Annotated in this window: 12 protein-coding genes, 2 rRNA genes and 1 pseudogene (1 of these 15 only partly in view); 6 read left to right on the top strand and 9 right to left on the bottom strand. The window is 58.7% G+C overall.

The features are described from left to right. Positions 1 to 4: 4 nt before the first annotated feature. From nuoJ to nuoN, 5 genes are read left to right on the top strand one after another with little or no spacing between them, the layout of a single operon-like run. On the top strand, positions 5 to 520 hold the full coding sequence (gene nuoJ / locus ASF84_RS07930) for an NADH-quinone oxidoreductase subunit J (RefSeq protein WP_056836987.1): 516 nt from the start codon (positions 5 to 7) through the stop codon (positions 518 to 520). Further along, a complete protein-coding gene (gene nuoK, locus ASF84_RS07925; protein WP_056836985.1) occupies positions 517 to 825 on the top strand; it encodes an NADH-quinone oxidoreductase subunit NuoK in 309 nt (102 codons plus the stop codon). The genes nuoJ and nuoK overlap by 4 nt, the downstream gene beginning before the upstream one ends. Further along, positions 822 to 2,672 (top strand): NADH-quinone oxidoreductase subunit L, encoded by a 1,851-nt coding sequence (nuoL, locus tag ASF84_RS07920; RefSeq protein WP_056836984.1) that lies wholly within the window; start codon positions 822 to 824, stop codon positions 2,670 to 2,672. Before nuoK ends, nuoL begins: the two co-directional genes overlap by 4 nt. Before the next feature lie 39 nt (positions 2,673 to 2,711). After that, complete coding sequence (gene nuoM / locus ASF84_RS07915) at positions 2,712 to 4,244, top strand: NADH-quinone oxidoreductase subunit M (RefSeq protein WP_056836982.1); 1,533 nt, start codon at positions 2,712 to 2,714, stop codon at positions 4,242 to 4,244. A gap of 7 nt (positions 4,245 to 4,251) precedes the next feature. Next, positions 4,252 to 5,721 (top strand): NADH-quinone oxidoreductase subunit NuoN, encoded by a 1,470-nt coding sequence (nuoN, locus tag ASF84_RS07910; RefSeq protein WP_056836980.1) that lies wholly within the window; start codon positions 4,252 to 4,254, stop codon positions 5,719 to 5,721. A 61-nt stretch (positions 5,722 to 5,782) separates the two neighbouring features. On the opposite strand, the gene ASF84_RS07905 is transcribed toward nuoN, so the two are convergent. From ASF84_RS07905 to ASF84_RS07880, 7 genes and pseudogenes are all read right to left on the bottom strand, one after another. Then, entirely contained in the window at positions 5,783 to 6,847 is a 1,065-nt protein-coding gene (locus ASF84_RS07905) for an AI-2E family transporter (protein ID WP_056836979.1), read from the bottom strand. 141 nt (positions 6,848 to 6,988) lie between these two features. Continuing rightward, on the bottom strand, positions 6,989 to 7,744 hold the full coding sequence (locus ASF84_RS30175) for a methyl-accepting chemotaxis protein (protein ID WP_442963038.1): 756 nt from the start codon (positions 7,742 to 7,744) through the stop codon (positions 6,989 to 6,991). A 102-nt stretch (positions 7,745 to 7,846) separates the two neighbouring features. Beyond that, a pseudogene (locus tag ASF84_RS30170) lies at positions 7,847 to 8,668 on the bottom strand (cache domain-containing protein); the annotation flags it as partial. A gap of 114 nt (positions 8,669 to 8,782) precedes the next feature. After that, positions 8,783 to 10,105 (bottom strand): sensor histidine kinase, encoded by a 1,323-nt coding sequence (locus ASF84_RS07895; RefSeq protein ID WP_056836977.1) that lies wholly within the window; start codon positions 10,103 to 10,105, stop codon positions 8,783 to 8,785. Then, positions 10,102 to 10,770, bottom strand: coding sequence for a response regulator transcription factor (locus ASF84_RS07890; protein WP_056836976.1), 669 nt, complete (start codon positions 10,768 to 10,770; stop codon positions 10,102 to 10,104). The genes ASF84_RS07895 and ASF84_RS07890 overlap by 4 nt, the downstream gene beginning before the upstream one ends. Beyond that, positions 10,770 to 11,078, bottom strand: a complete 309-nt coding sequence (locus ASF84_RS07885; RefSeq protein WP_056836974.1) for a PepSY domain-containing protein — start codon at positions 11,076 to 11,078, stop codon at positions 10,770 to 10,772. Before ASF84_RS07885 ends, ASF84_RS07890 begins: the two co-directional genes overlap by 1 nt. Next, complete coding sequence (locus tag ASF84_RS07880; protein WP_056836972.1) at positions 11,078 to 11,386, bottom strand: PepSY domain-containing protein; 309 nt, start codon at positions 11,384 to 11,386, stop codon at positions 11,078 to 11,080. Before ASF84_RS07880 ends, ASF84_RS07885 begins: the two co-directional genes overlap by 1 nt. Before the next feature lie 183 nt (positions 11,387 to 11,569). Between ASF84_RS07880 and queD the strand changes: the two genes are divergently transcribed. Beyond that, positions 11,570 to 11,926 carry a 6-carboxytetrahydropterin synthase QueD gene (gene queD / locus ASF84_RS28420; protein ID WP_082481450.1) on the top strand — a complete coding sequence of 119 codons (357 nt, stop codon included), beginning with the start codon at positions 11,570 to 11,572 and terminating at the stop codon, positions 11,924 to 11,926. 215 nt (positions 11,927 to 12,141) lie between these two features. Here the strand turns inward: queD and rrf are convergent. Together rrf and ASF84_RS07865 are read right to left on the bottom strand one after the other, a co-directional pair. Then, positions 12,142 to 12,257, bottom strand: a 5S ribosomal RNA gene (gene rrf, locus ASF84_RS07870). 134 nt (positions 12,258 to 12,391) lie between these two features. Further along, positions 12,392 to 15,010 (bottom strand): 23S ribosomal RNA (locus ASF84_RS07865); it runs 274 nt beyond the window's last position.

Here is a 15,010-nt window from a genome sequence, read left to right as displayed (position 1 = left end):
ACAGATGGAATTCGCTTTCTATTTCGCATCCGGTATTGCTGTGGTGTCGACCCTGCGGGTCATCACCAACACCAATCCGGTGCATGCCCTGCTCTACCTGATCATTTCGCTGATTGCCGTGGCCATGACTTTCTTCAGCCTCGGCGCACCTTTCGCCGGCGTGCTGGAAATCATCGCCTACGCCGGCGCCATCATGGTGTTGTTCGTGTTCGTGGTCATGATGCTCAACCTTGGGCCGGCTTCGGTCCAACAGGAACGCGCCTGGCTCAAACCCGGCATCTGGGGAGGGCCGGTGTTTCTCGGTGGCCTGCTGCTCGCCGAATTGCTGTATGTGCTGTTCAGCAACCCGAGCGGTGCCGGCCTTGGCCACACCACCGTGGACGCCAAGGCCGTGGGCATCAGCCTGTTCGGCCCTTACCTGCTGGTCGTGGAACTGGCCTCGATGCTGTTGCTGGCAGCAGCCGTGACCGCATTCCACCTGGGCCGCAACGAGCCTCGTGAAGAAGGAGCCAAGCCATGAATGCTATTCCTCTCGAACATGGCCTGGCGGTTGCCGGTGTCCTGTTCTGCCTGGGCCTGGTCGGCCTGATGGTGCGGCGCAACATCCTTTTCGTGCTGATGAGCCTGGAAGTGATGATGAACGCAGCCGCCCTGGCATTTGTGGTGGCGGGTAGCCGTTGGGGCCAGCCGGATGGACAAGTGATGTTCATTCTGGTGATCAGCCTGGCGGCCGCCGAGGCCAGTATTGGCCTGGCGATCCTGATGCAGCTGTATCGCCGCTTCCACACTCTCGATATCGATGCTGCCAGCGAGATGCGCGGATGAACCTTCTTTTCCTGACTTTCGTATTTCCCCTGATCGGTTTCCTGCTGCTGTCGTTCTCGCGTGGACGCTTCTCGGAAAACCTCTCGGCGCTGATCGGCGTCGGTTCGGTCGGCCTGTCGGCCATCGTCACCGCCTGGATCATCTGGCAGTTCAACGTGGCACCACCGGAGGGCGGTCACTACACCCAGGTGCTGTGGCGCTGGATGGACGTCGACGGCTTCAGCCCCAACCTGGCGCTGTACCTGGACGGCCTGTCGGTGACCATGCTGGGCGTGGTGGTCGGCGTCGGCTTTCTGATCCACCTGTTCGCCTCGTGGTACATGCGCGGTGAAGAGGGCTACTCGCGCTTCTTCTCCTACACCAACCTGTTCATTGCCAGCATGTTGTTCCTGATCCTGGGCGACAACCTGCTGTTCATCTACTTCGGTTGGGAAGGCGTGGGCCTGTGCAGTTACCTGCTGATCGGCTTCTACTACAGCCATCGCAAGAACGGCGATGCGGCACTCAAGGCGTTCATCGTCACCCGTGTCGGTGACGTCTTCATGGCCATCGGCCTGTTCATCCTGTTCCAGCAACTGGGCACCCTGAACATCCAGGAACTGCTGGTACGGGCACCGGAGCACTTCAAGGCCGGTGACTTCTGGATCGTGCTGGCCACCCTGATGCTGCTGGGCGGTGCGGTCGGTAAATCGGCGCAATTGCCGCTGCAGACCTGGCTGGCGGACGCCATGGCCGGTCCGACGCCGGTTTCGGCACTGATCCACGCGGCGACCATGGTGACCGCAGGCGTGTACCTGATCGCCCGGACCCACGGCCTGTTCGTCCTGGCGCCGGACGTCCTGCACCTGGTCGGTATTGTCGGTGGCGTCACCCTGGTGATGGCCGGCTTTGCAGCCCTGGTACAGACCGACATCAAGCGGATTCTCGCCTACTCGACCATGAGCCAGATCGGCTATATGTTCCTGGCCCTGGGCGTAGGTGCCTGGGAAGGCGCGATCTTCCACCTGATGACCCACGCGTTCTTCAAGGCCCTGCTGTTCCTGGCCTCTGGTGCGGTGATCGTGGCCTGCCATCACGAGCAGAACATCTTCAAGATGGGCGGCCTGTGGAAGAAGCTGCCACTGGCCTATGCCAGCTTCATCGTCGGGGGTGCCGCCCTGGCGGCCCTGCCGCTGCTGACAGCCGGTTTCTATTCCAAGGACGAGATTCTCTGGGAAGCCTTCGCCAGCGGTCACAACGGCTTGCTGTATGCCGGCCTGCTGGGTGCATTCATGACCTCGATCTACACCTTCCGCCTGATCTTCATCGCCTTCCATGGCGAGGCCAAGACCGAAGCGCATGCGGGCCACGGCATTTCGCATTGGCTGCCCCTGTCGGTGCTGATCGTGCTGTCGACCTTCGTCGGCGCCTTGATCACGCCACCCCTGGCCGGTGTACTGCCACAAAGCGTCGGCCATGCCGGCGGCGATGCCAAGCACAGCCTGGAAATCGCCTCGGGAGCCATTGCCATCGCCGGTATCCTGCTGGCAGCGGTGTTGTTCCTGGGCAAGCGCACGCTGGTCACGGCCATCGCCAACAGTGGTATAGGGCGCCTGCTTTCGGCCTGGTGGTTCGCCGCCTGGGGCTTTGACTGGATCTACGACAAACTGTTCGTCAAGCCTTACCTGGCGATCAGCCATATGCTGCGCAGCGACCCGTTCGACCGCATCATTGGTCTGATCCCGCGTCTGGTCAAAGGCGGTCATGTGTCCATGAGCCGTACCGAAACCGGCCAGCTTCGTTGGTACGCCGCCTCGATCGCCGTGGGAGCCGTTCTGGTCCTGGGCGCCGTCCTGGTTGCGGTCTGACATGAACCTTGCGAATTTGCGAAAGGAATTGAGCCCGTCATGATTCTGCCTTGGCTAATCCTGATCCCCTTTATCGGCGGCCTGCTCTGCTGGTTGTGTGAGCGCGTCAGCGCCACACTGCCACGCTGGATCGCGCTGGCGACCATGTCCCTGCTGCTGGGTCTCGGCCTGTGGTTGTGGGCCACCGGCAACTACACCCTGTCGCCGGCCCCCGGCGCGGCACCCCAGTGGAGCCTGGAGTTCCAGGCCGACTGGATCTCGCGCTTCGGCATCAGCCTGCACCTGGCCCTGGATGGCCTGTCGCTGCTGATGATCCTGCTCACCGGTCTGCTCGGCGTCCTGTCGGTGCTGTGCTCGTGGAAGGAAATCCAGCGCAAGGTCGGCTTCTTCCACCTGAACCTGATGTGGATCCTGGGCGGTGTGGTCGGCGTGTTCCTGGCCATCGACCTGTTCCTGTTCTTCTTCTTCTGGGAAATGATGCTGGTGCCGATGTACTTCCTCATCGCGCTCTGGGGTCATAGTTCGTCGGACGGCAAGAAGACCCGGATCTACGCGGCGACCAAGTTCTTCATTTTCACCCAGGCCAGTGGCCTGATCATGCTGGTGGCGATCCTGGGCCTGGTGCTGGTGCATTACAACCAGACCGGCACCCTGACCTTTGCCTATGCAGAGCTGCTCAAGACCCAACTGGCACCCGGCACCGAGTACATCCTGATGCTGGGCTTCTTCATCGCCTTCGCGGTGAAGCTGCCGGTGGTGCCGCTGCACTCCTGGCTGCCTGACGCTCACGCCCAGGCACCGACCGCAGGCTCTGTCGACCTGGCGGGTATCCTGTTGAAGACCGCGGCCTATGGCCTGTTGCGTTTTGCACTGCCGTTGTTCCCCAACGCCTCGGCCGAGTTTGCGCCGATCGCCATGACCCTGGGCCTGATCGGTATCTTCTACGGTGCCTTCCTGGCGTTTGCGCAGAGCGATATCAAGCGCCTGATCGCGTTCTCCAGCGTCTCGCACATGGGTTTCGTGCTGATCGGTATTTACTCGGGCAGCCAGCAGGCCCTGCAGGGCGTGGTGATCCAGATGATCGCCCACGGCGTGTCGGCAGCGGCGCTGTTTATCCTCAGCGGTCAGCTGTATGAGCGCCTGCATACCCGTGACATGCGCCAGATGGGTGGCTTGTGGTCGCGTATCCCTTACCTGCCGGCCATCAGCCTGTTCTTTGCGGCCGCGTCCCTGGGCCTGCCGGGCACCGGCAACTTCGTTGGTGAGTTCCTGATCCTGCTGGGCAGTTTCGTGCATTCGCCATGGATCACGGCCATTGCCACCTCCGGCCTGGTGTTCGGTTCAGTCTATTCGTTGATCATGATCCACCGCGCTTACTTCGGTCCTTCCAGTTCCGAACAGGTCTACAAAGGCATGGATGCGCGGGAAATGCTCATGGTGCTGGGGCTTGCCGTCCTGCTGATCGTGCTCGGGGTCTACCCGCAGCCGTTCCTGGACACGTCGGCGGCGACCATGCACGGCGTGCAGCAATGGCTTGGCACTGCCTTCACTCAACTCGCTTCGGCCCGGTAAGAGCGCTATGGACCTGACGATTCAACACTTTATTGCGCTTGGCCCCCTGCTGATCACCAGTATCACCATCGTGGTGGTGATGCTGGCCATCGCATGGCGGCGCAATCACTCGCAAACCTTCCTGCTCAGCGTGGCCGGCCTGAACCTGGCACTGCTGTCGGTCTACCCGGCGCTGAAAGTCGCACCACTGGTGGTCACGCCCTTGCTGCACGTAGACGCATTCGCCTGCTTCTACATGGCACTGATCCTGGCCTCTACCCTGGCCTGCGTGACCATGGCTCACGCCTATCTGGGTGATGACAAGGTCGGCTACCCAGGCAACCGCGAAGAGCTGTACCTGCTGATCCTGCTGGCCGCCGCCGGTGGCATGGTGCTGGTCTGTGCACAGCACCTTGCAGGTCTGTTCATTGGCCTGGAGCTGCTGTCGGTGCCGGTCTATGGTCTGGTGGCCTACGCCTTCTTCAACAAGCGCTCGCTGGAAGGCGGCATCAAGTACATGGTGCTTTCGGCCGCCGGCTCTGCGTTCCTGCTGTTCGGCATGGCGTTGCTGTATGCCGAGTCCGGCAGCCTGAGCTTCGACGGCATCGGCAAGGCGCTGGCAGCCACCGGCTTGCCAAGCCCGATCGCCAGCCTGGGCCTGGGCATGATGGTCGTGGGCCTGGCCTTCAAACTGTCGCTGGTGCCTTTCCACCTGTGGACGCCGGACGTCTACGAAGGCGCCCCGGCGCCGGTGGCCGCGTTCCTGGCCACGGCCAGCAAGGTGGCGGTCTTCGCGGTGCTGGTGCGTTTGTTCCAGATCTCACCGGTGGCCAGCAGCGGTGTGCTGGAAACCGTGCTGGCCGTGGTGGCCGTTGCCTCGATCCTGGTCGGCAACCTGCTGGCCCTGGTGCAGAACAACCTCAAGCGTCTGCTGGGTTACTCCTCGATTGCCCACTTCGGTTACCTGATGATCGCCCTAGTGGCGAGCAAGGGCATGGCCGTCGAAGCCATCGGCGTGTACCTGACCACTTACGTGCTGACGTCGCTGGGCAGCTTCGGTGTGATCACCATGATGTCCTCGCCTTACAGCGGTCGTGATGCCGATGCGATGTTCGAATACCGCGGCCTGTTCTGGCGCCGTCCGTACCTCACCGCCGTCATGACCCTGATGATGCTGTCGCTGGCCGGTATCCCGCTCACCGCAGGCTTTATCGGCAAGTTCTACATCATTGCCAGCGGCGTCGAGTCGCAGCTGTGGTGGCTGGTGGGCGCACTGGTGCTGGGCAGTGCCATCGGCGTGTTCTATTACCTGCGGGTGATGGTCACCATGTACCTGGTGGACAACAAGATGCCGCGCCACGATGCTGCCTTCAACTGGGCACAGCGTACCGGTGGCGTGATGCTGCTGGCCGTGGCGATCATGACCTTCGTACTGGGCGTGTACCCGCAACCACTGCTGGATCTGGTCATCAGCTCCGGGCTGCATGTGCCGGGCTGATTGTTCCCTGCATAAAAAAACCCTGCTATCGAAGCAGGGTTTTTTTTCGCCGCCAGATTGCTCAGCCAGGCAATTGCACGCGTTTCTTGGTTTCGGTAAACAGTGCCCAGCACGAGATGAACAGTGCTGCGATCAAAGGACCGATGACAAAGCCATTGAGGCCGAATACCGACATGCCGCCCAGGGTGCTGATCAGGATCAGGTAGTCGGGCATGCGGGTATCCCTGCCGACCAGCACGGGGCGCAGCACGTTGTCGACCATGCCGATGACCAGCACACCGAACAATGTCAGCACCACGCCTTGCCAGATCATCCCGCTGGCCACGAAGTACACCGCCACAGGTGCCCAGACGATGCCTGCACCGACCGCTGGCAACAGCGACAGAAATGCCATGATCACCGCCCAGAGCAAGGCGCTGGGAATGTCCAGGAACCAGAAGATCAGACCGCCCAGGGCGCCTTGGGTCACCGCCACCAGGACATTGCCCTTGACCGTGGCACGCACCACCCGGTTGAACTTCAGTTGCAGGCGACGCTTGTGCTGTTCGGCCAGAGGCACGGCATTGCGGATCTTGCGCACCAGTTCCTGGCCATCGCGCAGGAAGAAAAACAACAGGTACAGCATGATGAAGAAGCCCACCACGAAATCGAACGTGCCCTGGCCAAAGCTGAACGCCTGGGTGGCCAGGTACTGGCTGCCTTGCATGGCGCCCTTGGCAATCTTGTCACGCAGGCCGTTGAAATCGCCCATGCCCATGCGGTCGAGCAGGTTTTGCCCGGACGCCGGCAGCATGCCCTTGAATTCGTTCAGGTAGCTGGCAATGTCCAGTTGGCCGCTTTCTATATTCTTGTAGAGCAGTGCCCCTTCCTGAACCAGCATGGCGCTGATCACGATGACCGGCAAAATGGCAATGATCAGGCATATGGTCAGGGTAATCAGGCTGGTCTGGTTACGCGACCGGCCAAAGCGCAGTTGCAGGCGCCGTTGCAGGGGCGAAAAGATGATCCCCAGGATCACGGCCCAGAATACGGCACCGTAGAACGGCAGCAGGATCCAGATAAAGGCAATGGTGACCAGTGTCACTAACAACAGCAGGGTCTTGTTTTGCAGGTTGGTTTCGTTCATGTCTCATCCATGTCGTCAGGACGGGCGCTATGCTCGCTCTAGAGCCTTAGTCAGCCGGGACAGATACGAGTGCCGTAGGTCATGGCAATTCGCTGGATTTAACAGGAACGGCGGGGGCCGGAGCACCCGCACCGGTTGGATTCAGACCCGGAACTGTGTCGCCAGGGCACCCAGGCGCTGGCCCAGTTCGGCCAGGCTGCGCGAAGTCTGTGCACCCTGACGGGTTTCATCGGCAACACTGTCCACGGCCACGGCGATCTGGTGCACGCTGCGGTTGATCTCTTCGGCCACGGCTGTCTGTTCTTCGGCAGCACTGGCGATCTGGGCATTCATCGCGTTGATGGTCGCGATCAGCTCACCGATGGTGACCAGCGAACGGCCGGCCTCATTGGCCTGCACCGAGGTGCCGTCGCCGGCTTCACTGGAGCGGCGCATGGCCCCGACCGCCTCGGAAGTGCCCTGCTGCAAACGGGCAATCATCGCCTGGATTTCCTGGGTGCTTTGCTGGGTGCGACTGGCCAGGGCCCGGACTTCGTCGGCCACGACTGCAAAGCCACGCCCGGCCTCCCCTGCCCTCGCGGCTTCAATGGCCGCATTGAGGGCCAACAGGTTGGTCTGCTCGGCAATGGAACGAATGACACCGAGTACACTGACGATCGAGGAAACATCCTGCTGCAGGCTGTCGAGTGAGACACCGCTCTTGCGGATGTCATCGACCAACGAGTGAATCTGCGCGATGCTGCCGTCGACCACACGCTTGGCCGCACGGCCTTGCTCGTCGGTCTGTTGTGCTGCCGTGGAGGCATTCTGCGCGCTCTTGGCGACTTCCTGGGCGGCAGCGGACATCTGGTTGATGGCGGTGGCCACCTGGTCGGTTTCGTAGCGCTGCCGGTCCATGGCCACCTCGGAACGCTGCGCCTGCGATGACACCTCGGCCACCAGCCCGGTCAGTTGCGTGGTCACTTCGGTCATCTGCCGTACCAGGCCATGAATCTTGTCGACGAAGCGGTTGAAGGAGCCGGCCAGTTCGCCCAACTCGTCCTGGCTGGTGATTTTCAGGCGCTTGGTCAGGTCACCCTCACCGGCAGCAATATCGTCCAGATTGGCTTTCATGAGCCGCAGAGGACGCAAGAGCGTGCCGCTTACCACGACACCCACCATGCTGATGATCACCAGCAGCAGTACGGTGATGCCGACAATGCTGTAGAGCATTTCCTGCAAGCGGGCCTCGATGCTTTGTCTGACTTGAGCAACCTGCGCTTCAATACCGTCCAGGTTGACCGCGCTGCCCACGACCAGATCCCATTTGGGCAGGTATTCGGTGTAGCCCACCTTCGGCACCGGTTCGGTCTTGCCTGGCAGGGCGGAGGCGTAGCGCACGTAGTGAGTGCCGTTCTTGGCCACGGCAACCAGTTCACGATTCAGATAAACGCCATTGGGATCGCGGACATCATTGAAGCTTTTGCCCAGCCCATCGGTGCTGTTGCTTCGAAAGATGCGGATCACCTCGGAGTTGTAGCCGAACAGGTAGCCATCCTTGCCGTAGCTGACGGCCGAGAACAACTTGATGGCGCTGGCCTTGGCGGTCTCGTCCCCCGGCGCTGCCGCGTCGTACATCGGCTTGATGGCGCTGATGGCAATCGACACATGATCCTTGAGGTTGGTCTTGGCTTCTTCAAGCAGGCGCTCACGTGTATCGCTGACTTCCAGCTCGGCTTGTTGCTGGAGAATATAGACCGTGGCAGCGCTGATGATCAGAGCGAACAACAGCACAGGCACGACGGCCAGTAACAGCACTTTGGCTTTGAGATTTAGACGCATGAGAAATGCCTTGTGGTTATTGTTGTTGTAAAAACCCAAGCTCTTGAATGGTTATCGGCTCCTGTGCTGACAGGTTGAGGAATTTGAAGATTGAAAACGCTCAATGGCAGGTGTTCAGGATGAAAGGCGCTCCGGCAGATCAATGCGTACTTGCAAGCCCCCCATCGGACTTGCCAGCAACTGTAATGTGCCCCCCCAGGCTTCGACGATGTCGCGCACAATTCCCAGCCCCAGGCCGTGCCCGCGGGTCTGCTCATCCAGGCGTGTGCCGCGGCTGAAGACCGCCTCGCGGCGCGACTCGGGAATTCCCGGGCCATCGTCCTCGACCAGCAGCCAAGTGCCCCGAGGGCTCTGGCCCAGGCCCAGGCGTACTTCACTGTCGGCCCATTTACAAGCGTTGTCCAGCAGGTTGCCGAGCAGCTCAAGCAGGTCCTCGCGATCCCAGGGCAGAAACAACCCTGCGGGTACATCATAGGTCAGTTGCAGGTGTTCGCCGTGAATCATCTGCAGGGTGGAAAACAGCCCCGGCAGTTCCAGGTCGCAGTCGAAACGGGCACCCGGCAAGGCATCGCCAGACAGGCGGGCACGATTGAGTTCACGCTCAAGACGTTGCTGGATCTGTTGAAGCTGCTCTCGCAGCGTCTTGCGCAATGCGGGATGGGTATCCAGTTGCTGACTGGACGCCAGGCTGAGCATGACCGCCAAAGGCGTCTTGAGGGCATGGCCAAGATTGCCCAATGCGTTACGCGAGCGCTTGAGGCTGTCTTCGGTATGGATCAACAGGTGATTGATCTGGTCGACCAGAGGCGCAAGCTCCAGCGGCACCTGGTTATCCAGTTGCGAGCGTTGCCCTTGCTGCAGTTGGGAAATCTGCTCGCGGACGACGTTGAGCGGACGCAGCGCCCGACGCACGGTGACGCGCTGCAGGATAAGCACGAGGATCAATGCCGCCAGGCCCAGCCCCATGCCGATCTGCTGCATGCGCTGGAAGCTCTTGCGTACCGGCGTGTAGTCCTGGGCCACGGTAATGGATATGGGCTGGCCGAACTTGCGATAGTCGGCCGTCAGCATCAACAGCGACTGGCCGGTATTACCCAGCTCAAGATTGGCATGCAGGCCGTTGGCTTGCGGCTGTGGCAATTCAAAGTCCCACAATGACCGCGAGCGCCAGTGCCCATCGGCAAAATCGACGCGAAAATAGTGCCCGGAGAAAGGCCTGTGATAGGCACCCGACAACCGCTGCTCATCCAGCTGAAAGCCTGCCGGACCACGCACCAGCGCGGCCAGCAGGTTTTCACTCTCATTACGTAAGCCGGACTCCAGATAACGCTGCAGGCCCACCTCGAACAGCCACAGGCTGGTCTGCGCCATAATCAAGCCAATCACCAGCATGACGGCGATCAGGCCAAGGCTCAGGCGACGCTGGATCGACCTCAAGCGTCCGTTCCGCCGAACAGATAGCCCTGGCCACGGCGGGTTTCGATCACGGCCCGGCCCAGTTTGCGCCGCAGATGATTGACGTGCACCTCAATGACATTGGAGTCGCGCTCGTTCTCGCCATCGTAGAGATGCTCGGACAGATGGCTCTTGGACAGGATCTGCTCGGGGTGCAGCATGAAATAGCGCAACAGGCGAAACTCGGCGGACGTGAGCTGGATGTCGACGCCGTCACGCGATACGGATTGCCGGCCTTCATCCAGATGCCAGCCTGCCGATTCCAGTTTCGGTTGATTGGCCAGGCCTCGTGCACGACGCAGCAATCCCTGAATACGCAGTTGCAGCTCTTCAGGGTGAAAAGGCTTGGTCAGGTAATCATCGGCCCCGGCCTTGAGCCCTTCGATACGCTCCGACCACGAGCCGCGGGCGGTGAGTACCAGGACCGGCGTGGCGAGGCCGTTGGAACGCCAATGCGCCAGGACTTCCAGGCCGGGTACGCCAGGCAATCCAAGGTCGAGCACAATCAGGTCGTAGGGCTCGCTCAGGCCTTGGTACTGGGCATCCCGGCCATCAGCCAGCCAGTCCACTGCATAGCCTTGTCGTGTCAACGTCGATAAAAGCTCATCGGCAAGCGGGACATGGTCTTCCACCAGCAGCAACCGCATCAGTCATCTTCCTCATCTTTAAGCAGTCGACTATCGCGGGCATCGAACTTGAGTTCGCGAACAATGCCCTGGGTTGTCAGCAGCTCGAATTCGTAGACGTAGATTCCGTTTTTCTCTTCCAGTTCGGCCTCCAGCAGCCGCGAGCCAGGATGACGCGCCAGAGCTTGCTCGATGAACTGTTCCAGCGGCAGGATAATGCCACGCTGGCGCAGTTGCAGGGCCTCGTCCTGGTCCAGATCCCGCGCTTGTGCACATGTACACACTGCAATCAGCCCGAACAGGGCCAAGTGACGCTTGTTGAAGCTCATTAGTCATCCTGATGATTCTTGCGAATCTTGCCGGTTGCGGCATCGATTTCCAGATCCCAATCGACCCCCTTGGCATCACGCAGGTCGAGTTGGTACACATATTTACCGTATTCGTTTTCCAGCTCGGTGTCGGTAATGGTGGCACCCGGGTGGGCTGCCAATGCTACAGCGTTGAGCTTTTCAAACGACTGAATGATACCGGTCCCTTGAAGCCTCAGCGCTTCGTCCGGCCCGATGTCATGTGCGACAGCGAGTGTGGCGGTCATGGCCAGGACAGGGATGACCAGCCGTGTTGCAAACGTTTTCATCATTGGCTCCATGAGTGGAATGGCTATTCACGGGTCCTACGATAGCGCTGCCAACTTAACTCAAACTGAATGGTTCTGGCCACCTGCCATCAACCAGGAGCTGCACGTGCGCGTGGTGCTCATGGTGTTTCAGGTCTTTGCTGTTAAACTCGCTTCCTGCATTTCGTTTATAGAGTCAAGATTTTGGAAATTTTCAAGGAATTTACTTTCGAGTCCGCACACCGCCTTCCCCACGTCCCTGAAGGTCATAAGTGCGGGCGCCTGCATGGGCACTCGTTCCGGGTCGGCATCCATCTGTCTGGTCCGGTTGATCCTCATACCGGCTGGATCAGGGATTTTTCCGAGATAAAAGCGATCTTCAAGCCGTTGTATGAGCGCCTGGATCACAACTATCTCAATGACATTCCCGGTCTGGAAAACCCGACCAGTGAAAACCTGGCGAAGTGGATATGGGTTGAGCTCAAGCCACTGCTGCCGGAGCTTAGCGCTATCAGAATCCACGAAACCTGCACCAGCGGCTGCGAATATCGTGGTGATTGAGTGGTTCGTTTGTAACAAGACCGCCTCTTGAGGCGGTTTTTTTGTATCAACAAAAACTGCCACCTGAGCGGATATTTTCCTTCGCGCAAAGCAAAACCCCCGATCGCARRGCGATCAGGGGTTCTGGGTTTGAATCTTGACGATGACCTACTCTCACATGGAGAAGCTCCACACTACCATCGGCGATGCAGGCGATCAGGGGTTCTGGGTTTGAATCTTGACGATGACCTACTCTCACATGGAGAAGCTCCACACTACCATCGGCGATGCATCGTTTCACTGCTGAGTTCGGGATGGGATCAGGTGGTTCCAATGCTCTATGGTCGTCAAGAAATTCGGTGGCCGACGCGCCTTTCGGCGTTTCGGCAAATTCGGGGTTGTGACAAGCAAAATGAATGTGTCTACAGCTTTCGGCTRAATCGTCTTCACACACCGCCACTGCGCTGCAGATGACTTGGGTGTTATATGGTCAAGCCTCACGGGCAATTAGTATTGGTTAGCTCAACGCCTCACAGCGCTTACACACCCAACCTATCAACGTCGTAGTCTTCGACGGCCCTTCAGGGRACTCAAGGTYCCAGTGAGATCTCATCTTGAGGCAAGTTTCCCGCTTAGATGCTTTCAGCGGTTATCTTTTCCGAACATAGCTACCCGGCAATGCCACTGGCGTGACAACCGGAACACCAGAGGTTCGTCCACTCCGGTCCTCTCGTACTAGGAGCAGCCCCTCTCAAATCTCAAACGTCCACGGCAGATAGGGACCGAACTGTCTCACGACGTTCTAAACCCAGCTCGCGTACCACTTTAAATGGCGAACAGCCATACCCTTGGGACCGGCTTCAGCCCCAGGATGTGATGAGCCGACATCGAGGTGCCAAACACCGCCGTCGATATGAACTCTTGGGCGGTATCAGCCTGTTATCCCCGGAGTACCTTTTATCCGTTGAGCGATGGCCCTTCCATACAGAACCACCGGATCACTAAGACCTACTTTCGTACCTGCTCGACGTGTGGGTCTCGCAGTCAAGCGCGCTTTTGCCTTTATACTCTACGACCGATTTCCGACCGGTCTGAGCGCACCTTCGTACTCCTCCGTTACTCTTTGGGAGGAGACCGCCCCAGTCAAACTACCCACCATACACTGTCCTCGATCCGGATAACGGACCTGAGTTAGAACCTCAAAGTTGCCAGGGTGGTATTTCAAGGATGGCTCCATGCAGACTGGCGTCCACACTTCATAGCCTCCCACCTATCCTACACAAGCAAATTCAAAGTCCAGTGCAAAGCTATAGTAAAGGTTCACGGGGTCTTTCCGTCTAGCCGCGGATACACTGCATCTTCACAGCGATTTCAATTTCACTGAGTCTCGGGTGGAGACAGCGCCGCCATCGTTACGCCATTCGTGCAGGTCGGAACTTACCCGACAAGGAATTTCGCTACCTTAGGACCGTTATAGTTACGGCCGCCGTTTACCGGGGCTTCGATCAAGAGCTTCGCTTGCGCTAACCCCATCAATTAACCTTCCGGCACCGGGCAGGCGTCACACCCTATACGTCCACTTTCGTGTTTGCAGAGTGCTGTGTTTTTAATAAACAGTCGCAGCGGCCTGGTATCTTCGACCGGCATGAGCTTACGGAGCAAGTCCTTCACCCTCACCGGCGCACCTTCTCCCGAAGTTACGGTGCCATTTTGCCTAGTTCCTTCACCCGAGTTCTCTCAAGCGCCTTGGTATTCTCTACCCAACCACCTGTGTCGGTTTGGGGTACGGTTCCTTGTTACCTGAAGCTTAGGAGCTTTTCCTGGAAGCATGGCATCAACCACTTCATGTTCTGAAAGAACACTCGTCATCAGCTCTCGGCCTTAGRATCCCGGATTTACCTAAGATYCCAGCCTACCACCTTAAACCTGGACAACCAACGCCAGGCTGGCCTAGCCTTCTCCGTCCCTCCATCGCAGTAACAAGAAGTACAGGAATATTAACCTGTTTTCCATCGACTACGCTTTTCAGCCTCGCCTTAGGGACCGACTAACCCTGCGTCGATTAACGTTGCGCAGGAAACCTTGGTCTTTCGGCGTGGGAGTTTTTCACTCCCATTGTCGTTACTCATGTCAGCATTCGCACTTCTGATACCTCCAGCAAGCTTCTCAACTCACCTTCACAGGCTTACAGAACGCTCCTCTACCGCATCACCCTAAGGTGATACCCGTAGCTTCGGTACCTGGTTTGAGCCCCGTTACATCTTCCGCGCAGGCCGACTCGACTAGTGAGCTATTACGCTTTCTTTAAAGGGTGGCTGCTTCTAAGCCAACCTCCTAGCTGTCTAAGCCTTCCCACATCGTTTCCCACTTAACCAGGATTTTGGGACCTTAGCTGACGGTCTGGGTTGTTTCCCTTTTCACGACGGACGTTAGCACCCGCCGTGTGTCTCCCATGCTCGGCACTTGTAGGTATTCGGAGTTTGCATCGGTTTGGTAAGTCGGGATGACCCCCTAGCCGAAACAGTGCTCTACCCCCTACAGTGATACATGAGGCGCTACCTAAATAGCTTTCGAGGAGAACCAGCTATCTCCGAGCTTGATTAGCCTTTCACTCCGATCCACAGGTCATCCGCTAACTTTTCAACGGTAGTCGGTTCGGTCCTCCAGTCAGTGTTACCTAACCTTCAACCTGCCCATGGATAGATCGCCCGGTTTCGGGTCTATACCCAGCGACTGTCGCCCTATTAAGACTCGCTTTCGCTACGCCTCCCCTATTCGGTTAAGCTCGCCACTGAATATAAGTCGCTGACCCATTATACAAAAGGTACGCAGTCACCCAACAACGTGGGCTCCCACTGCTTGTACGCATACGGTTTCAGGATCTATTTCACTCCCCTCTCCGGGGTTCTTTTCGCCTTTCCCTCACGGTACTGGTTCACTATCGGTCAGTCAGTAGTATTTAGCCTTGGAGGATGGTCCCCCCATGTTCAGACAAGGTTTCTCGTGCCCCGTCCTACTCGATTTCATTGATAAGAGATTTTCGTGTACAGGGCTATCACCCACTACGGCCGCACTTTCCAGAGCGTTCCACTAATCTCAAACCAA

Source organism: Pseudomonas sp. Leaf127 (genome assembly GCF_001423155.1).
Classification (GTDB): Bacteria; Pseudomonadota; Gammaproteobacteria; order Pseudomonadales; family Pseudomonadaceae; genus Aquipseudomonas; species Aquipseudomonas ovata.
Note: the sequence above shows the minus strand (reverse complement) of the source record. Positions and strands in the feature narration are given on the sequence as shown.

Coding starts and splice junctions, on each gene's coding strand:
- ASF84_RS30175 (WP_442963038.1), bottom strand. CDS start 7,744: ATGGACCGGCAGCGCTACGAAACCGACCAGGTGGCCACCGCCATCAAC.
- nuoN (WP_056836980.1), top strand. CDS start 4,252: ATGGACCTGACGATTCAACACTTTATTGCGCTTGGCCCCCTGCTGATC.
- nuoL (WP_056836984.1), top strand. CDS start 822: ATGAACCTTCTTTTCCTGACTTTCGTATTTCCCCTGATCGGTTTCCTG.
- nuoM (WP_056836982.1), top strand. CDS start 2,712: ATGATTCTGCCTTGGCTAATCCTGATCCCCTTTATCGGCGGCCTGCTC.
- ASF84_RS07890 (WP_056836976.1), bottom strand. CDS start 10,770: ATGCGGTTGCTGCTGGTGGAAGACCATGTCCCGCTTGCCGATGAGCTT.
- ASF84_RS07880 (WP_056836972.1), bottom strand. CDS start 11,386: ATGAAAACGTTTGCAACACGGCTGGTCATCCCTGTCCTGGCCATGACC.
- ASF84_RS07905 (WP_056836979.1), bottom strand. CDS start 6,847: ATGAACGAAACCAACCTGCAAAACAAGACCCTGCTGTTGTTAGTGACA.
- nuoK (WP_056836985.1), top strand. CDS start 517: ATGAATGCTATTCCTCTCGAACATGGCCTGGCGGTTGCCGGTGTCCTG.
- ASF84_RS07885 (WP_056836974.1), bottom strand. CDS start 11,078: ATGAGCTTCAACAAGCGTCACTTGGCCCTGTTCGGGCTGATTGCAGTG.
- nuoJ (WP_056836987.1), top strand. CDS start 5: ATGGAATTCGCTTTCTATTTCGCATCCGGTATTGCTGTGGTGTCGACC.